The organism is Pseudomonas sp. 2hn, assembly GCF_019646095.1.
GTDB classification, from domain to species: domain Bacteria; phylum Pseudomonadota; class Gammaproteobacteria; order Pseudomonadales; family Pseudomonadaceae; genus Aquipseudomonas; species Aquipseudomonas peradeniyensis.
In genome coordinates, this window is record NZ_CP081016.1 from 35,687 (window position 1) to 50,237 (window position 14,551).

The 14,551-nt window shown below is 65.9% G+C and carries 11 protein-coding genes and 1 pseudogene; 5 read left to right on the top strand and 7 right to left on the bottom strand.

The annotated features are described in order from the left end of the window. Positions 1-19: 19 nt before the first annotated feature. Both K2O50_RS00155 and ycaC read right to left on the bottom strand, forming a co-directional pair. Entirely contained in the window at positions 20-586 is a 567-nt protein-coding gene (locus K2O50_RS00155; protein ID WP_052896212.1) for an antibiotic biosynthesis monooxygenase, read from the bottom strand. 118 nt (positions 587-704) lie between these two features. Next, positions 705-1,334: an isochorismate family cysteine hydrolase YcaC gene (gene ycaC, locus K2O50_RS00160; protein ID WP_050703237.1), complete on the bottom strand. Its 630-nt coding sequence runs from the start codon at positions 1,332-1,334 to the stop codon at positions 705-707. Between the two features lie 302 nt (positions 1,335-1,636). Between ycaC and K2O50_RS00165 the strand changes: the two genes are divergently transcribed. Further along, entirely contained in the window at positions 1,637-3,064 is a 1,428-nt protein-coding gene (locus K2O50_RS00165) for a mechanosensitive ion channel family protein (protein WP_050703236.1), read from the top strand. A gap of 148 nt (positions 3,065-3,212) precedes the next feature. On the opposite strand, the gene K2O50_RS00170 is transcribed toward K2O50_RS00165, so the two are convergent. Together K2O50_RS00170 and K2O50_RS00175 are read right to left on the bottom strand one after the other, a co-directional pair. After that, on the bottom strand, positions 3,213-4,499 hold the full coding sequence (locus K2O50_RS00170) for an FAD-binding oxidoreductase (protein ID WP_050703235.1): 1,287 nt from the start codon (positions 4,497-4,499) through the stop codon (positions 3,213-3,215). A 132-nt stretch (positions 4,500-4,631) separates the two neighbouring features. Continuing rightward, positions 4,632-6,122, bottom strand: coding sequence for an aldehyde dehydrogenase family protein (locus K2O50_RS00175; protein WP_220689958.1), 1,491 nt, complete (start codon positions 6,120-6,122; stop codon positions 4,632-4,634). A 136-nt stretch (positions 6,123-6,258) separates the two neighbouring features. On the opposite strand from K2O50_RS00175, the gene K2O50_RS00180 reads away from it, so the two are divergent. Next, entirely contained in the window at positions 6,259-7,149 is an 891-nt protein-coding gene (locus tag K2O50_RS00180) for a LysR family transcriptional regulator (protein WP_050703230.1), read from the top strand. Between the two features lie 225 nt (positions 7,150-7,374). Continuing rightward, positions 7,375-8,760, top strand: coding sequence for a VOC family protein (locus K2O50_RS00185; RefSeq protein ID WP_050703229.1), 1,386 nt, complete (start codon positions 7,375-7,377; stop codon positions 8,758-8,760). 95 nt (positions 8,761-8,855) lie between these two features. Here the strand turns inward: K2O50_RS00185 and K2O50_RS26810 are convergent, their stop codons facing one another. From K2O50_RS26810 to K2O50_RS00195, 3 genes and pseudogenes are all read right to left on the bottom strand, one after another. Beyond that, complete coding sequence (locus tag K2O50_RS26810) at positions 8,856-9,725, bottom strand: methyl-accepting chemotaxis protein (protein WP_409077837.1); 870 nt, start codon at positions 9,723-9,725, stop codon at positions 8,856-8,858. A 45-nt stretch (positions 9,726-9,770) separates the two neighbouring features. Next, a pseudogene (locus tag K2O50_RS26815) lies at positions 9,771-10,835 on the bottom strand (Cache 3/Cache 2 fusion domain-containing protein); the annotation flags it as partial. A gap of 212 nt (positions 10,836-11,047) precedes the next feature. Next, positions 11,048-11,977: a LysR substrate-binding domain-containing protein gene (locus K2O50_RS00195; RefSeq protein ID WP_050703227.1), complete on the bottom strand. Its 930-nt coding sequence runs from the start codon at positions 11,975-11,977 to the stop codon at positions 11,048-11,050. A 157-nt stretch (positions 11,978-12,134) separates the two neighbouring features. On the opposite strand from K2O50_RS00195, the gene K2O50_RS00200 reads away from it, so the two are divergent. Together K2O50_RS00200 and K2O50_RS00205 are read left to right on the top strand one after the other, a co-directional pair. Continuing rightward, positions 12,135-13,523 carry a NorM family multidrug efflux MATE transporter gene (locus K2O50_RS00200; RefSeq protein ID WP_050703226.1) on the top strand — a complete coding sequence of 463 codons (1,389 nt, stop codon included), beginning with the start codon at positions 12,135-12,137 and terminating at the stop codon, positions 13,521-13,523. 592 nt (positions 13,524-14,115) lie between these two features. Beyond that, positions 14,116-14,328, top strand: a complete 213-nt coding sequence (locus K2O50_RS00205; RefSeq protein WP_011531561.1) for a DUF1127 domain-containing protein — start codon at positions 14,116-14,118, stop codon at positions 14,326-14,328. Positions 14,329-14,551: the final 223 nt, after the last annotated feature.

The window sequence follows — 14,551 nt, forward strand, 5'->3', positions numbered from 1 at the left end:
AATGGATCACGGCGGGCGCTCAGCGGCGCAACCAGCCGGCACAGCGGCGCGTCACCCAGGGCATGATGTAGAACACCACGGGCAGGATGACGAACAGGTTGGTGATCAAGTTGCCGGTGATCGGGCCACCCAGCAGCGGATAGCGGGCAAACAGTGGCGCCAGCAACTGCGGAATGACCAGGGTCATCGGGCAGATCACCAGGTAGGTCAGCAGGGCCTGCTTCCAGCGCGGCGGTTGCGCGGCGCCCACGCTGGGCGGGGTGAACCAGAATTCCGGGTCATCGTGCACTTGGGTCTGATCGCCGTCTTCCAGCAGTGGCAGCACTTCGCTGATCAACGCCTGGCGCTCGGCGGAGTTGACCCAGGCCTGCAGCAGGTCGGCGTCGGCGAAGCGCACCACAGTGGTGAAATGGCGGCCGCCGTCGTCCGGGCGGATGACATTGACGTCCAGATGACCGGGCTGTCGGCGAGCGGTAGTCACGGTGCGCTTGAGCCAGGTTTCGTAGTGCGCCAGCGCCTGGGCACGGACCTTGTGCTGGATCACCAGCGTGACGACGCTGCGGTTGCCTTCGGTTGCGGTGTTCATCGCTGACATTCCCTGGAGATGAGCTGGCCTGCATCCACTGTGCAACAGCAGACGAGCGCTGGATTGGATGGATGTGCTGCCTTGCCTGGCACCTCGCGGGTGCCAGGCTGGCGGCGGCTTACTTGCCGGCGGTCAGGGCGTTGTAGCTGGTGATCAGGTTGCGGTAGTCCGGGATGTGGTTGGAGAACAGCGCCGCCAGCCCTTCGACGTCGTTGCGCCAGTCGCGGTGCAGCTCACAGGCCACGCCGAACCAGGTCATCAGCTGGGCGCCGGCCTGGCTCATGCGGTCGTGGGCGGCGTCGCGGGTCATTTCGTTGAAAGTACCGGAGGCATCGGTCACCACGAACACCTCGAACTCTTCCTCCAGGGCCGCCAGCGCCGGGAAGGCCACGCACACTTCGGTCACCACGCCGGCGATGATCAGTTGCTTCTTGCCGGTGGCCTTCACTGCCTTGACGAAGTCTTCGTTGTCCCAGGCGTTGATCTGGCCGGGGCGGGCGATGTACGGGGCATCCGGGAACATTTCCTTGAGTTCCGGCACCAGCGGGCCGTTGGGGCCTTGCTCGAAGCTGGTGGTGAGGATGGTTGGCAGGTTGAAGTACTTGGCCAGGTCCGCCAGGGCCAGCACGTTGTTCTTGAAGCGGTCCGGCTCGATGTCGCGGACCAGGGACAGCAGGCCGGCCTGGTGGTCGACCAGCAGTACGGCGGCGTCGTCTTTGTTCAGGCGGTTGTATTTGAAGTTGTTCATTGCCGGTGCTCCTTGGGTTTCGATCTTCAGTGGGTGGGGTGTTTCGCGTTGATGGGAGAAGATTAAATCCGGAACCTTTGTGGCGGTAGATAGTGAAATTTGGCTGTAGCGTTCTATTTTACGAACGATTGATAAGCGTTGCCTGTACTGGCCTTATCGCGGGGCAAGCCCGCTCCCACGCAAGCCATGTCGTTTGCGTGGGAGCGGGCTTGCCCCGCGATTGCGATACCGCAGACAGTCATTGCCCGCCACCGCAACCTACTCTATTACTACCCACAGCCCTCCCCCGCACCGAGACCACCATGCTGGCGTTCATCCAGTCATACCCGCTGTTGCTCGGCACCTTGCTGATCCTGCTCGACCTGCTGCTCTGGCAGCTGATTCCGCTGCACCACCGGGCCTGGCGCATCGCCACGCGGCTGGTGTGCTTCCTGGTGTTCAGCACGGTGCTGCTGACGGCGGGCATGAGCCCGCTGCAACCGCCGCCCTGGGCCGACGATGTGCCGCGCAACCTGATGGCCACAGTGCTGGCGATCGGCTGGTGGCTGTTCGGCGCACGCACGGTGACAGTGGTGTTCGGCCTGTTGCTGGTGGCACGCGGCAGCCACGGCGGACGCCTGTTGCAGGATGTGGTCGGGGCGCTGATCTTCCTGGTCGCGGCGGTGGCAGCGGCGGCCTATGTGATGCAACTGCCGGTCAAGGGCCTGCTGGCGACCTCCGGGGTGATGGCCATCGTCATCGGCCTGGCGTTGCAGAGCACCCTGGCCGACGTGTTCTCCGGCATCGTGCTGAACACCACGCGGCCCTACCAGATCGGCGACGCGATCTCGATCGACGGCACCGAGGGCAAGGTGGTCGACATCGACTGGCGCGCCACCCGCCTGATCACCGGCAACAGCAGCCTGGCGGTGATCCCCAACTCGGTGGCGGCCAAGGCCAAGATCCTCAATTTCAGCCGCCCGGCCGAGGTGCATGGGGTGTCGATCAGCGTGGTGGTTCCGGCCAAGGTGCGTCCGCAGCGGGTGTTCGATGCGCTGGAAAAGACCCTGCAGGGCACCAGCATCCTGCTCGACAAGCCGGCGCCCAAGGTCACGGTGAAGGCTTCGAGCCTGGAGTCGGTGGAGTACGAGGCCAGCGGCTTCATCGCCGAGATGTCGCGCAAGACCGAGGTGCGCAACCAGCTGTTCGACCTGGCCCACCGCCACCTGGAGGCCAGCGGCGTGACCTGGAACACCGAGCTTGGCGCCCCCGTGCGCAGTCGCCAGCGCGAGCTGCTGGAGGAAGTGCGGGTATTCCGCTCACTGAGCAACGAAGAGCGCGATGCCCTCAGCCAGCGCATGACCACGGTGGAGTACCTGGCCGACCAAGTCATCCTCGGCATCGGCGAGCGCTCTGAGCATGTGCTGCTGATCAGCCGTGGCGTGGTGCTGGCCTCGGTGCGCGATGGCGAGCGGTTGATCGAAGGCGGGCGCATGGGGCCTGGGGAGGTGCTGGGGCTGGAGGGGCTGGTGGACGACGAGGCATCGCCGGTCGAGTTCCGCGCCCTGAGCGGCTGCATGCTCTATCGCATCGACAAGGAACAGGTGCGCGGTTGCCTGGCCGAGAGCGGGGATGTGAAGTCGGCGCTGACCAAGCTTCAGCGGTTCAGGCGGCAGAAACGCGAGTCACTGCTGCTGCAGAAACCGACGGTGGTGAAGAAAGGTGGGTTCCTCAGCTGGCTTCACAAATAGCCAAGCACCGCCTGCCCCTGTAGAAGCGGCCTTGTGCCGCGAAAGGGCTGCGCAGCAGCCCCAGGGTTTCAGCGTTGAAGCAAGAATCGCTGGGGCCGCTTTGCGGCCCATTCGCGGCACAAGGCCGCTCCTACAGGTGCGCCAAAGCCTACAACACCACCCGCAGACACTGCCCTGCGTGATACAGCGAGAACCCCGACTCGTAGAACGCCGTGCGCAAGGACGGCGCGCTCACCGGCCTCATCGGCGAGAACGGAATCGGCAGGCTGTCCGGGTCATCCTTGAGCAGGAACTCGGCAAACGCCCGGCCAATCACCGTGCCGGTGGTGTTGCCGCGCCCGTTGTAGCCGGTCACCGCCACCAGCCCCGGCGCCGGTTCGAACAGGCGCATCAGGTGATCCGGGGTGAAGTCGATGCAGCCGGTCCAGTGCATCTCCCACTCGACCTTACCCAGCGCCGGGTAGTAGTGGCTCTGGATACGGTCGGCCCAGCTGCGCACGAACCACGCCGGCTTGTTGTCGACCCGGCCGAGGCTGCCGAGCAACAGGCGGCCCTGGTCGTCGCGGCGGATGCTGCTGAGCACGGTGCGGGTGTCCCACGAGCCCTGGCCATGGGGCAGGACCTTGTCGGCGGCGGCGCCGTGCAGGGGCTTGGAGGCGACCTGGTAGTAATAGCCGCGGAAGAAGTGCTTCTGCAGGTTGCTCCAGTCGCCTTCGGTGTAGGCGCCGGTAGAGATCACCACCTTGTCGGCGCGCACCGCGCCGCGTGCGGTCTTCACTCGCCAGGCGTCGCCGTCACGCTCCAGGCCCTCGACCGAGGACTGCTGGAACAGCTTGCCGCCCAGTCGGTTCACGGCGGCGGCCAGGCCTTGTGTATAGCCCATGGGGTTGATGGTGCCGGCGCGGCGGTCGAGCAGCGCGGCGGAAATCTTGTCGGTGCCGCAGTATTCCTGGCATTGCGCGCCGGTCAGCAGCTCGACGTCGGCGCCGCGCCGGGTCCATTGCTGGTGGCGGGCCTCGAGATCGGCGATGCCGGTGGCGTTGTGCGCCATGTGCAAGGTGCCCTGGTGCCGGGCCTGGCAGTCGATGCCCAGGCGCTCGATCATGGCGAACACTTCAGCCGGGGCCTCGCCGAGCACCTTGTTCAGGCGGCCGCCCTGCTTGTGGCCGAGGGTGGCCTCGACGTCGTCGGGGCGGATCCAGGTGCCGGCATTGACCAGGCCAACGTTGCGCCCGGAGCCGCCGTGGCCGATCTTCCAGGCTTCCAGCAGGATCACCGACTTGCCCTGCTCCAGCAGGTGGATCGCCGCGGACAGGCCGGTAATGCCGCCGCCGATCACGCAGACATCGGCCTTGTGCTCGCCGGCCAGGGCCTGGGCGGCGACGGTCGGCTGGGTAATGTGTTCCCACAGACATTCTTGACGCAGTTCGGACATGGCCCGGCTCCAGCGATATTATTCTTGTTGCAGGTGAAAGCAGCGTGAAGCGGTCTTCGTGGGAGCGGGCTTGCCCCGCGATGGCGTCGTCTGATCGTACGCTATCGCGGGGCAAGCCCGCTCCCACGAGGTTCAATCGAAGACGATGCCTTGGGCCAGCGGCAGTTCCCGCGAATAGTTCACGGTATTGGTCTGTCGGCGCATGTAACCCTTCCACGCATCCGACCCGGACTCACGCCCGCCCCCGGTCTCCTTCTCGCCCCCGAACGCCCCGCCGATCTCCGCGCCGCTGGTGCCGATGTTGACGTTGGCGATGCCGCAATCGCTGCCCGAGGCGCTCTGGAAGCGCTCGGCCTCGCGAATGTCGGTGGTAAAGATGCACGACGACAGGCCTTGCGGCACCTCGTTGTTCAGGCGCAGGGCCTCTTCGAAGTCGTCGTAGGCCAGCACGTAGAGGATCGGCGCGAAGGTCTCGTGGCGCACCACGTCGCTCTGGGCCGGCATCTCGGCAATGGCCGGCGACACGTAGTAGGCGTTCGGATACTGCTCGGCCAGCTGGCGCTCGCCACCGAACACCTGGCCGCCCTCGTCGCGGGCCTTGGCCAGCGCGCCCTGCATGGCATCGAACGACTGCTTGTCGATCAGCGGGCCGACCAGGTTGTCCTTGCGCGGGTCACCGATGCGCACCTTGCCGTAGGCGGCTTTGACGCGGGCGACCACTTCGTCCTTGATCGAACGGTGAACGATAAGACGGCGCAGGGTGGTGCAGCGCTGGCCGGCGGTGCCGACGGCGGAGAACAGGATGCCGCGCACGGCCAGGTCCAGATCGGCGCTCGGGGCCAGGATCATGGCGTTGTTGCCGCCCAGCTCGAGAATGCTGCGGCCGAATCGCGCCGCGACACGCGGGCCGACTTCGCGGCCCATGCGGGTGCTGCCGGTGGCGCTGACCAGTGGCACGCGTGGGTCGTCGACCAGGGCTTCGCCGGCTTCGCGGCCACCGATCACCAGTTGCGCCAGGCCAGCCGGCGCATCGCCGAAGGCTTTCACTGCCTTGTCGAACAGTGCCTGGCAGGCCAGGGCGGTCAGCGGGGTCTTCTCGGACGGTTTCCACACCACGGCATTGCCGGCCACCAGCGCCAGCGCGGTGTTCCACGCCCATACCGCCACCGGGAAGTTGAAGGCGCTGATCACCCCGACCACGCCCAGCGGGTGCCAGGTTTCACGCATATGGTGGCCCGGGCGCTCGGAGGCGATGGTCAGGCCGTACAGCTGGCGCGACAGGCCAACGGCGAAGTCGCAGATGTCGATCATTTCCTGCACTTCGCCCAGGCCTTCCTGGGTGATCTTGCCGGCTTCGATGGAGACCAGTTCGCCGAGGTCGGCCTTGTGTTCGCGCAGCACCTCGCCGAACAGGCGCACCAGCTCGCCACGACGCGGGGCCGGCACGCTGCGCCAGGTTTCGAAGGCCTGTTGCGCCTGGTCGATGCGGGCAACGGTGTCAGCCTTGCCGAGCAGCTTCACCGAAGCGATGCGGCTGCCGTCGATCGGGGTGTGAACAGGGTAGTCGCCCTGGGTGTGAGCCGCGGCGGCAACGCCAAGACGCTCGAGCAATGCAGCAACCATTGTGCTTCTCCTTTCATCGGGTGAAGGGGTGGAAAAGGATAGGGGTCAGTATTAATCCGATTACACAGGTGCAACAAACGACCTTTATTCCGCATATCATTCCACCAGGTAATGATTTCAGCCGCCGAGACCGCTTATGTCCAAACGCCTGGTTCCGTCCATGACCGCCCTGCAGTGCTTCGAGGCCGCAGCCCGCCACCTGAGCTTCACCCGCGCCGCCGAGGAGTTGCACCTGACCCAGAGCGCGGTGAGCAAGCAGGTGGCGCAGCTCGAGGAGATGCTGCGTCACCACCTGTTCCTGCGCATCCGCCGACGCCTGCAACTGACCCCCGCCGGCAGCCTGTACCTGGCCGAGGTGAACAAGATCCTCACCCAGGTGGACATGTCCAGCCGCTATGTCCTGAGCTATGGCTCGCAGACCGAAGTATTGAAGGTAGCCACTCAACCGAGTTTCGGCGTGCGCTGGCTGATTCCGCACCTAAAAGGCTTTGGCAAGCGCCACCCGAACATCCACCTGGATATCCGCAACGAGATGGAGCCGTTCGCCCTGCTGCAGGGCTCGGCCGACGTGGTGTTCTTCTATGGCCAGGGCACCTGGCCGGGGGCGACCTGCGTCGAGCTGTTCGGCGAAGAAGTGGTGCCTGTGTGCGCGCCGGAGCTGTTGCAAGGCCGCACGCTGCCTGACGCGGGCGCGGTGGCGGAGCTGGTATTGCTGCAGAGCACCTCGCGCCCGGAGGCCTGGCACGCGTGGTTCCTGGAGCAAGGGCTGCACACCGACAACAGCTACCACGGGCCGCGCTTCGACACCTTCTACATGGCCTTGAGCGCGGCCCAGGCGGGGTGCGGGGTGGCGCTGGTGCCGCGGTACCTGGTGGCCCGGGAGCTGGCCGAGGGCAGCCTGGTGCTGGCCTGGGACCATGCGATGAAGAGCAATGGCGCGCATTACCTGGCGTATGCCGAGCATGCGGCGGAAGTGCCGAAGGTGCGGGCGTTGGTGGAGTGGGTTCGCGAACAACTGCAGGCTTGAGATCGCCGGGGCCGCTTTGCGGCCCTTTCGCGGCACAAGGCCGCTCCTACAGGCGAGCGCGTTCCCATGTAGGAGCGGCCTTGTGCCGCGAAAGGGCTGCAAAGCAGCCCCATGGCCCTCATGGTCGATCAAAAAAGGAATGAAACCCGCACTTTTTTTCGCTTGTACGCCAGCTCCATTCCCAGTTTTCATGTAAGTGTCCTCCACTAACCCAGGAAGCTTGCGATGCCCGCCCATGATTTCGTCAGCCCCGACAGCATCCGCGCGCAGTTCTCTGCCGCCATGTCGCTCATGTACAAGCAGGAAGTCCCCCTGTACGGCACGCTGCTCGAGCTGGTGAGCGAGACCAACCAGCAGGTCATGGCCGCACAGCCCAAGGTGGCCGAGGCCTTGCGCTGGACCGGCGAGATCGAACGCCTCGACCAGGAACGCCACGGCGCCATCCGCGTGGGCACCGCCGAGGAACTGGCCACCATCGCCCGCCTGTTCGCGGTCATGGGCATGCACCCGGTCGGCTACTACGACCTGAGCTCGGCTGGCGTGCCGGTGCACTCCACCGCGTTTCGCGCCGTGCATGAACAGTCGCTGCACATCAGCCCGTTCCGCGTGTTCACCTCGCTGCTGCGCCTGGAGCTGATCGACAACCCGCAACTGCGCGCACTGGCCCGGGGCATCCTGGAGAAACGGCAGATCTTCACCCCCCGCGTGCTCGAGCTGATCGCCCAATGCGAACGCGACGGCGGCCTGGACACTAGCGATGCCGAGGCCTTCGTCCAGGAGGCATTGCACACCTTCCGCTGGCACCAGGACGCCACGGTCAGCGCCGAGCAGTACCAGCAGTTGCACGACCAGCACCGGCTGATCGCCGACGTGGTGGCGTTCAAAGGCCCGCATATCAACCACCTGACCCCGCGCACCCTGGACATCGACGCGATCCAGCTCGGCATGCCGGCCAAGGGTATTCCACCCAAGGCCGTGGTCGAGGGGCCGCCCACCCGGCGCCAGCCGATCCTGCTGCGTCAGACCAGCTTCAAGGCCCTGCAGGAGAAGGTCGCTTTCAGCGATGCCCAGGGCAGCCACACGGCGCGTTTCGGCGAGATCGAACAGCGCGGCGCGGCGCTGACGCCCAAGGGGCGCCAGCTGTACGACCGGCTGCTGGATGCGACCCGTGAAGCCTTGGGCGGCGCGCCGGCGGAGGCCAATGCCGAGCGATATATGGCGCTGCTCGCGGAGCACTTCGCCGAGTTTCCGGATGACCTGGGGCAGATGCGCGAGCAGGGGCTGGCGTACTTTCGCTACTTCGCCACCGAGAAAGGCCTGGCCGAGCGCGGGCAACAGGATCGCCCGACCACCTTGCAGGGGTTGATCGACGCCGGGCACGTGCATTTCGAGGCGCTGGTGTATGAGGATTTCCTGCCGGTGAGTGCGGCGGGGATCTTCCAGTCCAACCTGGGGGACGATGGGCAGGCCGACTACGGCAGCAACGCCAACCGCGAGGCCTTCGAGCAGGCGCTGGGGTTGCAGGTGCAGGATGAACTGGCGCTGTATGCGCAGAGCGAGCGCAGGTCGTTGCAGGCGTGTGCGCAGGCGTTGGGCTTGGGGGCGATGTAGAACGTCGATCGCTATCGCGGGGCAAGCCCGCTCCCACGGAGGCCTTGGTGCGCTCGTGGGAGCGGGCTTGCCCCGCGATGATGTTGTTTGCTCAATCAGCGCCCAACGCGGAACCGATCCACTTCCTGGCGCAACTGCCCCGCCAACCCTTCCAGCTCGCGGGCGGTCATGGCCAACTCATTGGCCACATCGCGCTGCTCGCTGTTGGCCTGGGCGATGCTCTGCAGGTTGCGGCTGAGCACCGTCGCGGTGCTGCTCTGTTCCTGGGTCGCGGTGCTGATCACGGCGAACTGCTCGCCCGCCACCCTGCTCTGCTCGTCGATCCGGGCCAGGGCCTCGGCCACCTTGTCGTTGCGCGCCAGGCCTTCCTGCATCAGCTGGTTGCCCTGCTCCAGGGTGCTGATGGCATGGCCGGTCTGCTGCTGGATGCTGGCGATCATGCCCGAGATCTCGTCGGTGGCCTGGCGGGTGCGCGCGGCCAGGCCACGGACCTCGTCGGCAACCACGGCGAATCCACGGCCCTGCTCGCCGGCGCGCGCCGCCTCGATGGCGGCGTTCAGCGCCAGCAGGTTGGTCTGCTCGGCGATCGAGGTAATCACGCCGACAATCCCGCCGATCTCCTGCGAACGGGCACCCAGGGTGTCCATCACACTGGCGGTGCCGCCCAAGGCCTCGGCAATCTGCCGCAGGGAAACCGAAGCTTCGTCCATGGCGCTGCGGCCGATGCGGGTCTGCTGGGCATTGTCGCGGGCCATACGTTCGGTACCGGCCATGTTGTCGGCGATGTTCATCGAGGTGGCGCTGAACTCCTCCACCGCGCCGGCCATGCTGGTGATCTCGCCGGACTGCTGGTCCATGCCCTCGCAGGCGCCGGACGACAGGCCCGACAACGAGCGGGCACGGCCACTGACCTGGTCGGAAGCGGCGCGAATATGCTCGACCATGGTCGCCAGGGCCTCGCCCATCTGGTTGAAGCTGCGGGCCAGCTGGCCGATTTCGTCATGGCTGGTGACGCTCAGGCGGGCATTCAGGTCGCCGGCGCCAAGGGCCTCGGCCTGGCGCACCAGGTCGCCCAGCGGGCGCAGTTTGCGCCGCAGCAGCCAGAGGGTGGCGGCCACGGCCAGCAGCATCGCCAGCACGCTGCCGATGGCCAGCCGCAGGCCGACGCTCCAGGTCACTTCGCGGATCTCGCCCTCGGGCATGCTTGCCACCACGGTCCACGGGCCCTCGGCGAACGGCTCGGTGACGCTGAACAACGGCTCGCCGGCACCGGCCCAGAACTGCCCTACTCCCGGCTTGATCGCCTTGACCGCCTGGGCCGCCGCCTCGCCGTCACGTACCTCGGCCGGCGGCACCAGCCACTTGCCCTGCTCGTCCAGCAACGCAAGCGAGCCGGTCTGGCCGATGCGGAAGCGCTTGAGGTTGGCGAACTGGGCGTTCTGCGCGTCGGTGTAGTCGAAGCCGACGAACAGCACCGCGATCACCCGACCACCGCCGTCACGCACCGGCACATAGCGGGTCATGTAGTTGCGCTCGAACAGCACGGCGCGGCCGACGTAGGTCTGCCCAGCCATCAGCTTGGCGTAGGCCGGATGCTGGCGATCGAGCTGGGTGCCGATGGCGCGGCTGCCGTCCTGCTTGGTCAGGCTGGTGCTGATGCGCACGAAGTCGTCGCCGCTGCGCACGAACAGGGTCGCGACCCCGGCGGTCATCTGCTGGAACTCGTCGACCTGGCGGAAATCGTTGTTCAGCAGGTGGTCGCCCAGGTACAGCGCCGGTGTCGCGGCACCGGCGACGTTGACCGTCTCCCCGGCGTGCAGCGCCAGCCCCGAGGCGAATCGGCGCTCGAACAGGCCGCTCAGGCGCTGGGTATTGTCCTTGAGCGAGCCGTGGAAGGTGTCGAGCTGGTCGGCCAGCAGCCGCGCCTCGCTGGCCAGGTGCGCCTGGCGGGTGGTGAGGTTGGCGTCGTCCAGCGAACGCAGGGCGAACAGGGTGCTACCGGTGATCACCAGCGCCAGCACGATGGCGAGGGCGATCCCGAGCTGCGAGGCGATTCGGGCACGCGGTTGAGACATGGCAAGGCTCCTGGCAAGAGGCCGGGATCGTCCTGATCACGCTGACCGCCCGCTGCATATCGACGGGGAATCGCGTCCTCTTCCGGGACGCTGGTGCAAGTTGATCGGCGTCTGTAGGAAATACTTGAGTGCGGGACCGGGATATTCGCAAACGTTTTCTTGCCGCTGTGTCCTGTGGCTCTGCGTGGGAGCGGGCTCGCCCACGATGATCATCAACCTTGCGCCGACAGCACCTGCACCGCCGGCAGGTCCATCGCCGCCGCCTCCTCCTGCAGGAATACACTCAACCTGCGCAGCCGCTCCCCGCCCGGCCGGGTCCGCGGCCACACCAGGTAGTAGTCCATGCCACTGGCCACCGCGGTCGGCCAGGGCAGGCTCAGCCGGCGCTGGGCCACGTCCTCGGCCACCATCAGCAGGTCGCCCATGGAGATCCCGTAGCCCCGTGCCGCGGCGATCATGCCCAGTTCCAGGGTGTCGAACACCTGCCCGCCCTTGAGCGAAACCTTGTCGGTCAGCCCCATGCGCGCCAGCCAGGCGCGCCAGTCGCGCTTGTCCGGCGTGGGGTGCAGCAGTTCGATGCCCGCCAGGCGCCGCTCGTCCCACGGTGCGTCGTCGAGCAGGTCCGGCGCGCCCACAGGGATCAGCAGCTCGGAGAACAGCCGGCGCACCTCCCAGTCCGCCGGGAAGCTGCCATCGCTGAGCAGCACCGCGCAGTCGAACGGCTCCTGATTGAAGTCGACATGATCGACATCCATCCAGGCGCTGGTCAGCTGCACCTCGTTGCCCGGCTGCAGGTGGCGAAAACGGCTCAGGCGCGCCAGCAGCCAGCGCATGGTCAGGGTCGAGGGCGCCTTCATGCGCAGGATGTCGTCCTCGCCACGCAAGGCCTCGCAGGCCCGCTCCAGCGAGGCGAAGCCGTCGCGCACACCGGGCAGCAGCATGCGCGCGGCTTCGGTCAGTTGCAGGCTGCGCCCGCTGCGCACGAACAGGCGACAGGCGAAATGCTCCTCGAGGGTGCGGATATGCCGGCTGACCGCGCTCTGGGTAATCGAAAGCTCTTCACCAGCACGGGTGAAGGAACTGAGCCGGGCGGCGGCTTCAAATGCGCGCAGCGCATAGAGCGGAGGCAGTTGGCGGGTCATGGCGCACCTGTCAGGCGGGGCGTAGGTCGGATGCACAGGATCATACATCCATGAGTCAGACTCATGTCAGTGATCGCATTTATCCTTTTGTGCAAAGCTGACCGAGGCCTCAGAATCGACCGCTCGCTTCCCCGAATCATCCAGAAGGACCGCCCCCATGCATGTCGCGCCCACCACCGAACTCAAGGCTTTGCTGCGCCTGGCCGGGCCGCTGATCGCCTCGCAGTTGGCGCACATGCTGATGGTGCTCACCGACACCCTGATGATGGCCCGCATCAGCCCGCAGGCCCTGGCCGGTGGCGGCCTGGGCGCGGCGAGCTATTCGTTCGTGTCGATCTTCTGCCTGGGCGTGATCGCCGCGGTCGGCACGCTGGTGGCGATCCGCAAAGGCGCCAACGACACCGAGGGCGTCACCCGCCTGGCCCAGAGCGGCCTGTGGCTGGCCTGGGGCCTGGCGCTGGTCTCGGCACTGGTGATGTGGAACCTCAAGCCGGTGCTGCTGCTGTTCGGCCAGAAACCGGAGAACGTCGACTCGGCGATGCAACTGCTCACCCTGCTGCCGCTCGCCCTCCCCGGCTACATGACCTTCATGGCCCTGCGCGGCTTCACCAGCGCCCTGGGCCACTCGACCCCGGTGATGGTCATCAGCCTGGTGGGCACGGTGTTCAACTACCTGTTCAACCATGCGCTGATCGAGGGCATGTTCGGCCTGCCCAAGCTCGGGCTGATGGGCATCGGCCTGGTCACCGCGGTGGTGACCCTGGGCATGGCCATCGCCCTCGCGCTTTATATTCGCTGGCACAAGGCCTATGCCGCCTATCCGCTGCGCAAGGGGCTGTCGCGCCCTTCCCTGCCGGCACTGCGCGAGCTGTGGCGGCTGGGCCTGCCTATCGGCGGCACCTATATGGTCGAAGTGGGCCTGTTCGCCTTCGCCGCCCTGTGCATGGGCGTGCTGGGCAGCACGGAACTGGCGGCGCACCAGATTGCCCTGCAGATCGTCTCGACCGCTTTCATGGTCCCGACCGGCCTTTCGTACGCGGTGACCATGCGCGTCGGCCTCTACTATGGTGCCGGCAACCTGTTGGCGGCCCGCAGCGCCGGGCGCGTGGGGATCGGCTTCGGTGCCTCGCTGATGTTCGCCTTCGCCGCACTGTTCTGGTTGCTGCCGGACGCCTTGGTCGGGCTGTTCATCGACCGTAACGACCCAGCGTTCGCGGCGATCTTCATGCTGGCGGTACAGTTGGTGATGGTGGCGGCTTGGTTCGAGCTGTTCGATGGCGTGCAGACCATTGCCATGGGCTCGATCCGTGGTCTGAAGGACGCCAAGACCACCTTCCTGATCGGCCTGGTGTGCTACTGGCTGGTGGGGGCGCCGAGCGCGTGGCTGTTCGCCTTCAACCTCGGCGGCGGCGCGCAGGGAATCTGGTGGGGGCTGGCGCTGGGCCTGGCTTGCGCGGCGGTGGCGCTGACGTTCGGCTTTGAATGGCGGATGAAGCGGTTGCTGGGCAAGGCCGAGCGGGCGCGGGGGGCGGCGGTGTCGGTTTGAGGGGGTTGGGGATCGCGTGATGGCGCGTAATGGCGGACAGGTGCCTGGCGATGGTCTTGCAGGGCCCTTGAGATCGAGCGCCGCCCGCGCGGCGCATCGCGGGACAAGCCCGCTCCTACATTTGTTGCAACGTACCGAACCTGTCAGGCCATGGTTGCCTGCCTTGGTGCCTACATTGAAATCGCGTCGTACAAACAAGGCGGACCAGGTAGTGGCACAGGATTGATTGGCCCGAAACAGATGTAGGAGCGGCCTTGTGCCGCGATGCGCCGCGCGGGCGGCGCTCGATTTCATAGGCGCTGCAACTCTGTCGTCGAACACTTCAAGCCAAAACATATCTAAAACTGTACTACTGTACCGCCTAAAACATCACTTCCTGCTTACCATTTCCCCACCAACACCACAAAATCGCACCAAACCAGTGCGCACCAGTACAGTTCCCTCAATAACCAGTGCAACAGTCCCGTCCAACAGTTAACTGCCCCCTCACAATACACCTGAACTGTACCTACTGTTCTGGACGAGAGAGGAGGAAGATGGCCACCAGTTAAATCACTCCCTAATGCCGCCACAAGCGGAAGGATGACACATCATGGAACGTACCCTCAGTTCCGACCTGGTTTTCGAAAACGCCCAAGCTTCCAACGCCGCCCTGCCGCTGCGCGTCCTGTCCACCCTGGTACTGTGGCAGCGCCGCATGGCCAGCCGCCGCCAACTGGCGCGCCTGGACTCCCGCCTGCTGGCCGACGCCGGTATCAGCGAGTCGCAGCGCTACGAAGAGCTGAGCAAGCCTTTCTGGCGCTAAGCGCCGGTCGCCGGCCCAGGCCGGCACCGCGAATTCACAAGAACCCGTTGCAGGAAACTGCAACGGGTTTTTTGTTTCAAGGCCCGGAATAGAGCGCTTGCGTAGCAAGCCATAACAGTTTTATAAATTCTCATATTGGCAGGTACAGTTACTATTTGTGATCTTTTTCTCGAACCAAACGCCCGAACCAGCGCGTGTTACGCTTGTCTTACGCGCCTGGCAG

Bases quoted from the DNA above. Each gene is read 5' to 3' on its own strand.
- K2O50_RS00155 (WP_052896212.1), bottom strand. From the start codon at position 586: ATGAACACCGCAACCGAAGGCAACCGCAGCGTCGTCACGCTGGTGATC.
- ycaC (WP_050703237.1), bottom strand. From the start codon at position 1,334: ATGAACAACTTCAAATACAACCGCCTGAACAAAGACGACGCCGCCGTA.
- K2O50_RS00165 (WP_050703236.1), top strand. From the start codon at position 1,637: ATGCTGGCGTTCATCCAGTCATACCCGCTGTTGCTCGGCACCTTGCTG.
- K2O50_RS00170 (WP_050703235.1), bottom strand. From the start codon at position 4,499: ATGTCCGAACTGCGTCAAGAATGTCTGTGGGAACACATTACCCAGCCG.
- K2O50_RS00175 (WP_220689958.1), bottom strand. From the start codon at position 6,122: ATGGTTGCTGCATTGCTCGAGCGTCTTGGCGTTGCCGCCGCGGCTCAC.
- K2O50_RS00180 (WP_050703230.1), top strand. From the start codon at position 6,259: ATGTCCAAACGCCTGGTTCCGTCCATGACCGCCCTGCAGTGCTTCGAG.
- K2O50_RS00185 (WP_050703229.1), top strand. From the start codon at position 7,375: ATGCCCGCCCATGATTTCGTCAGCCCCGACAGCATCCGCGCGCAGTTC.
- K2O50_RS26810 (WP_409077837.1), bottom strand. From the start codon at position 9,725: ATGGGCGAGGCCCTGGCGACCATGGTCGAGCATATTCGCGCCGCTTCC.
- K2O50_RS00195 (WP_050703227.1), bottom strand. From the start codon at position 11,977: ATGACCCGCCAACTGCCTCCGCTCTATGCGCTGCGCGCATTTGAAGCC.
- K2O50_RS00200 (WP_050703226.1), top strand. From the start codon at position 12,135: ATGCATGTCGCGCCCACCACCGAACTCAAGGCTTTGCTGCGCCTGGCC.
- K2O50_RS00205 (WP_011531561.1), top strand. From the start codon at position 14,116: ATGGAACGTACCCTCAGTTCCGACCTGGTTTTCGAAAACGCCCAAGCT.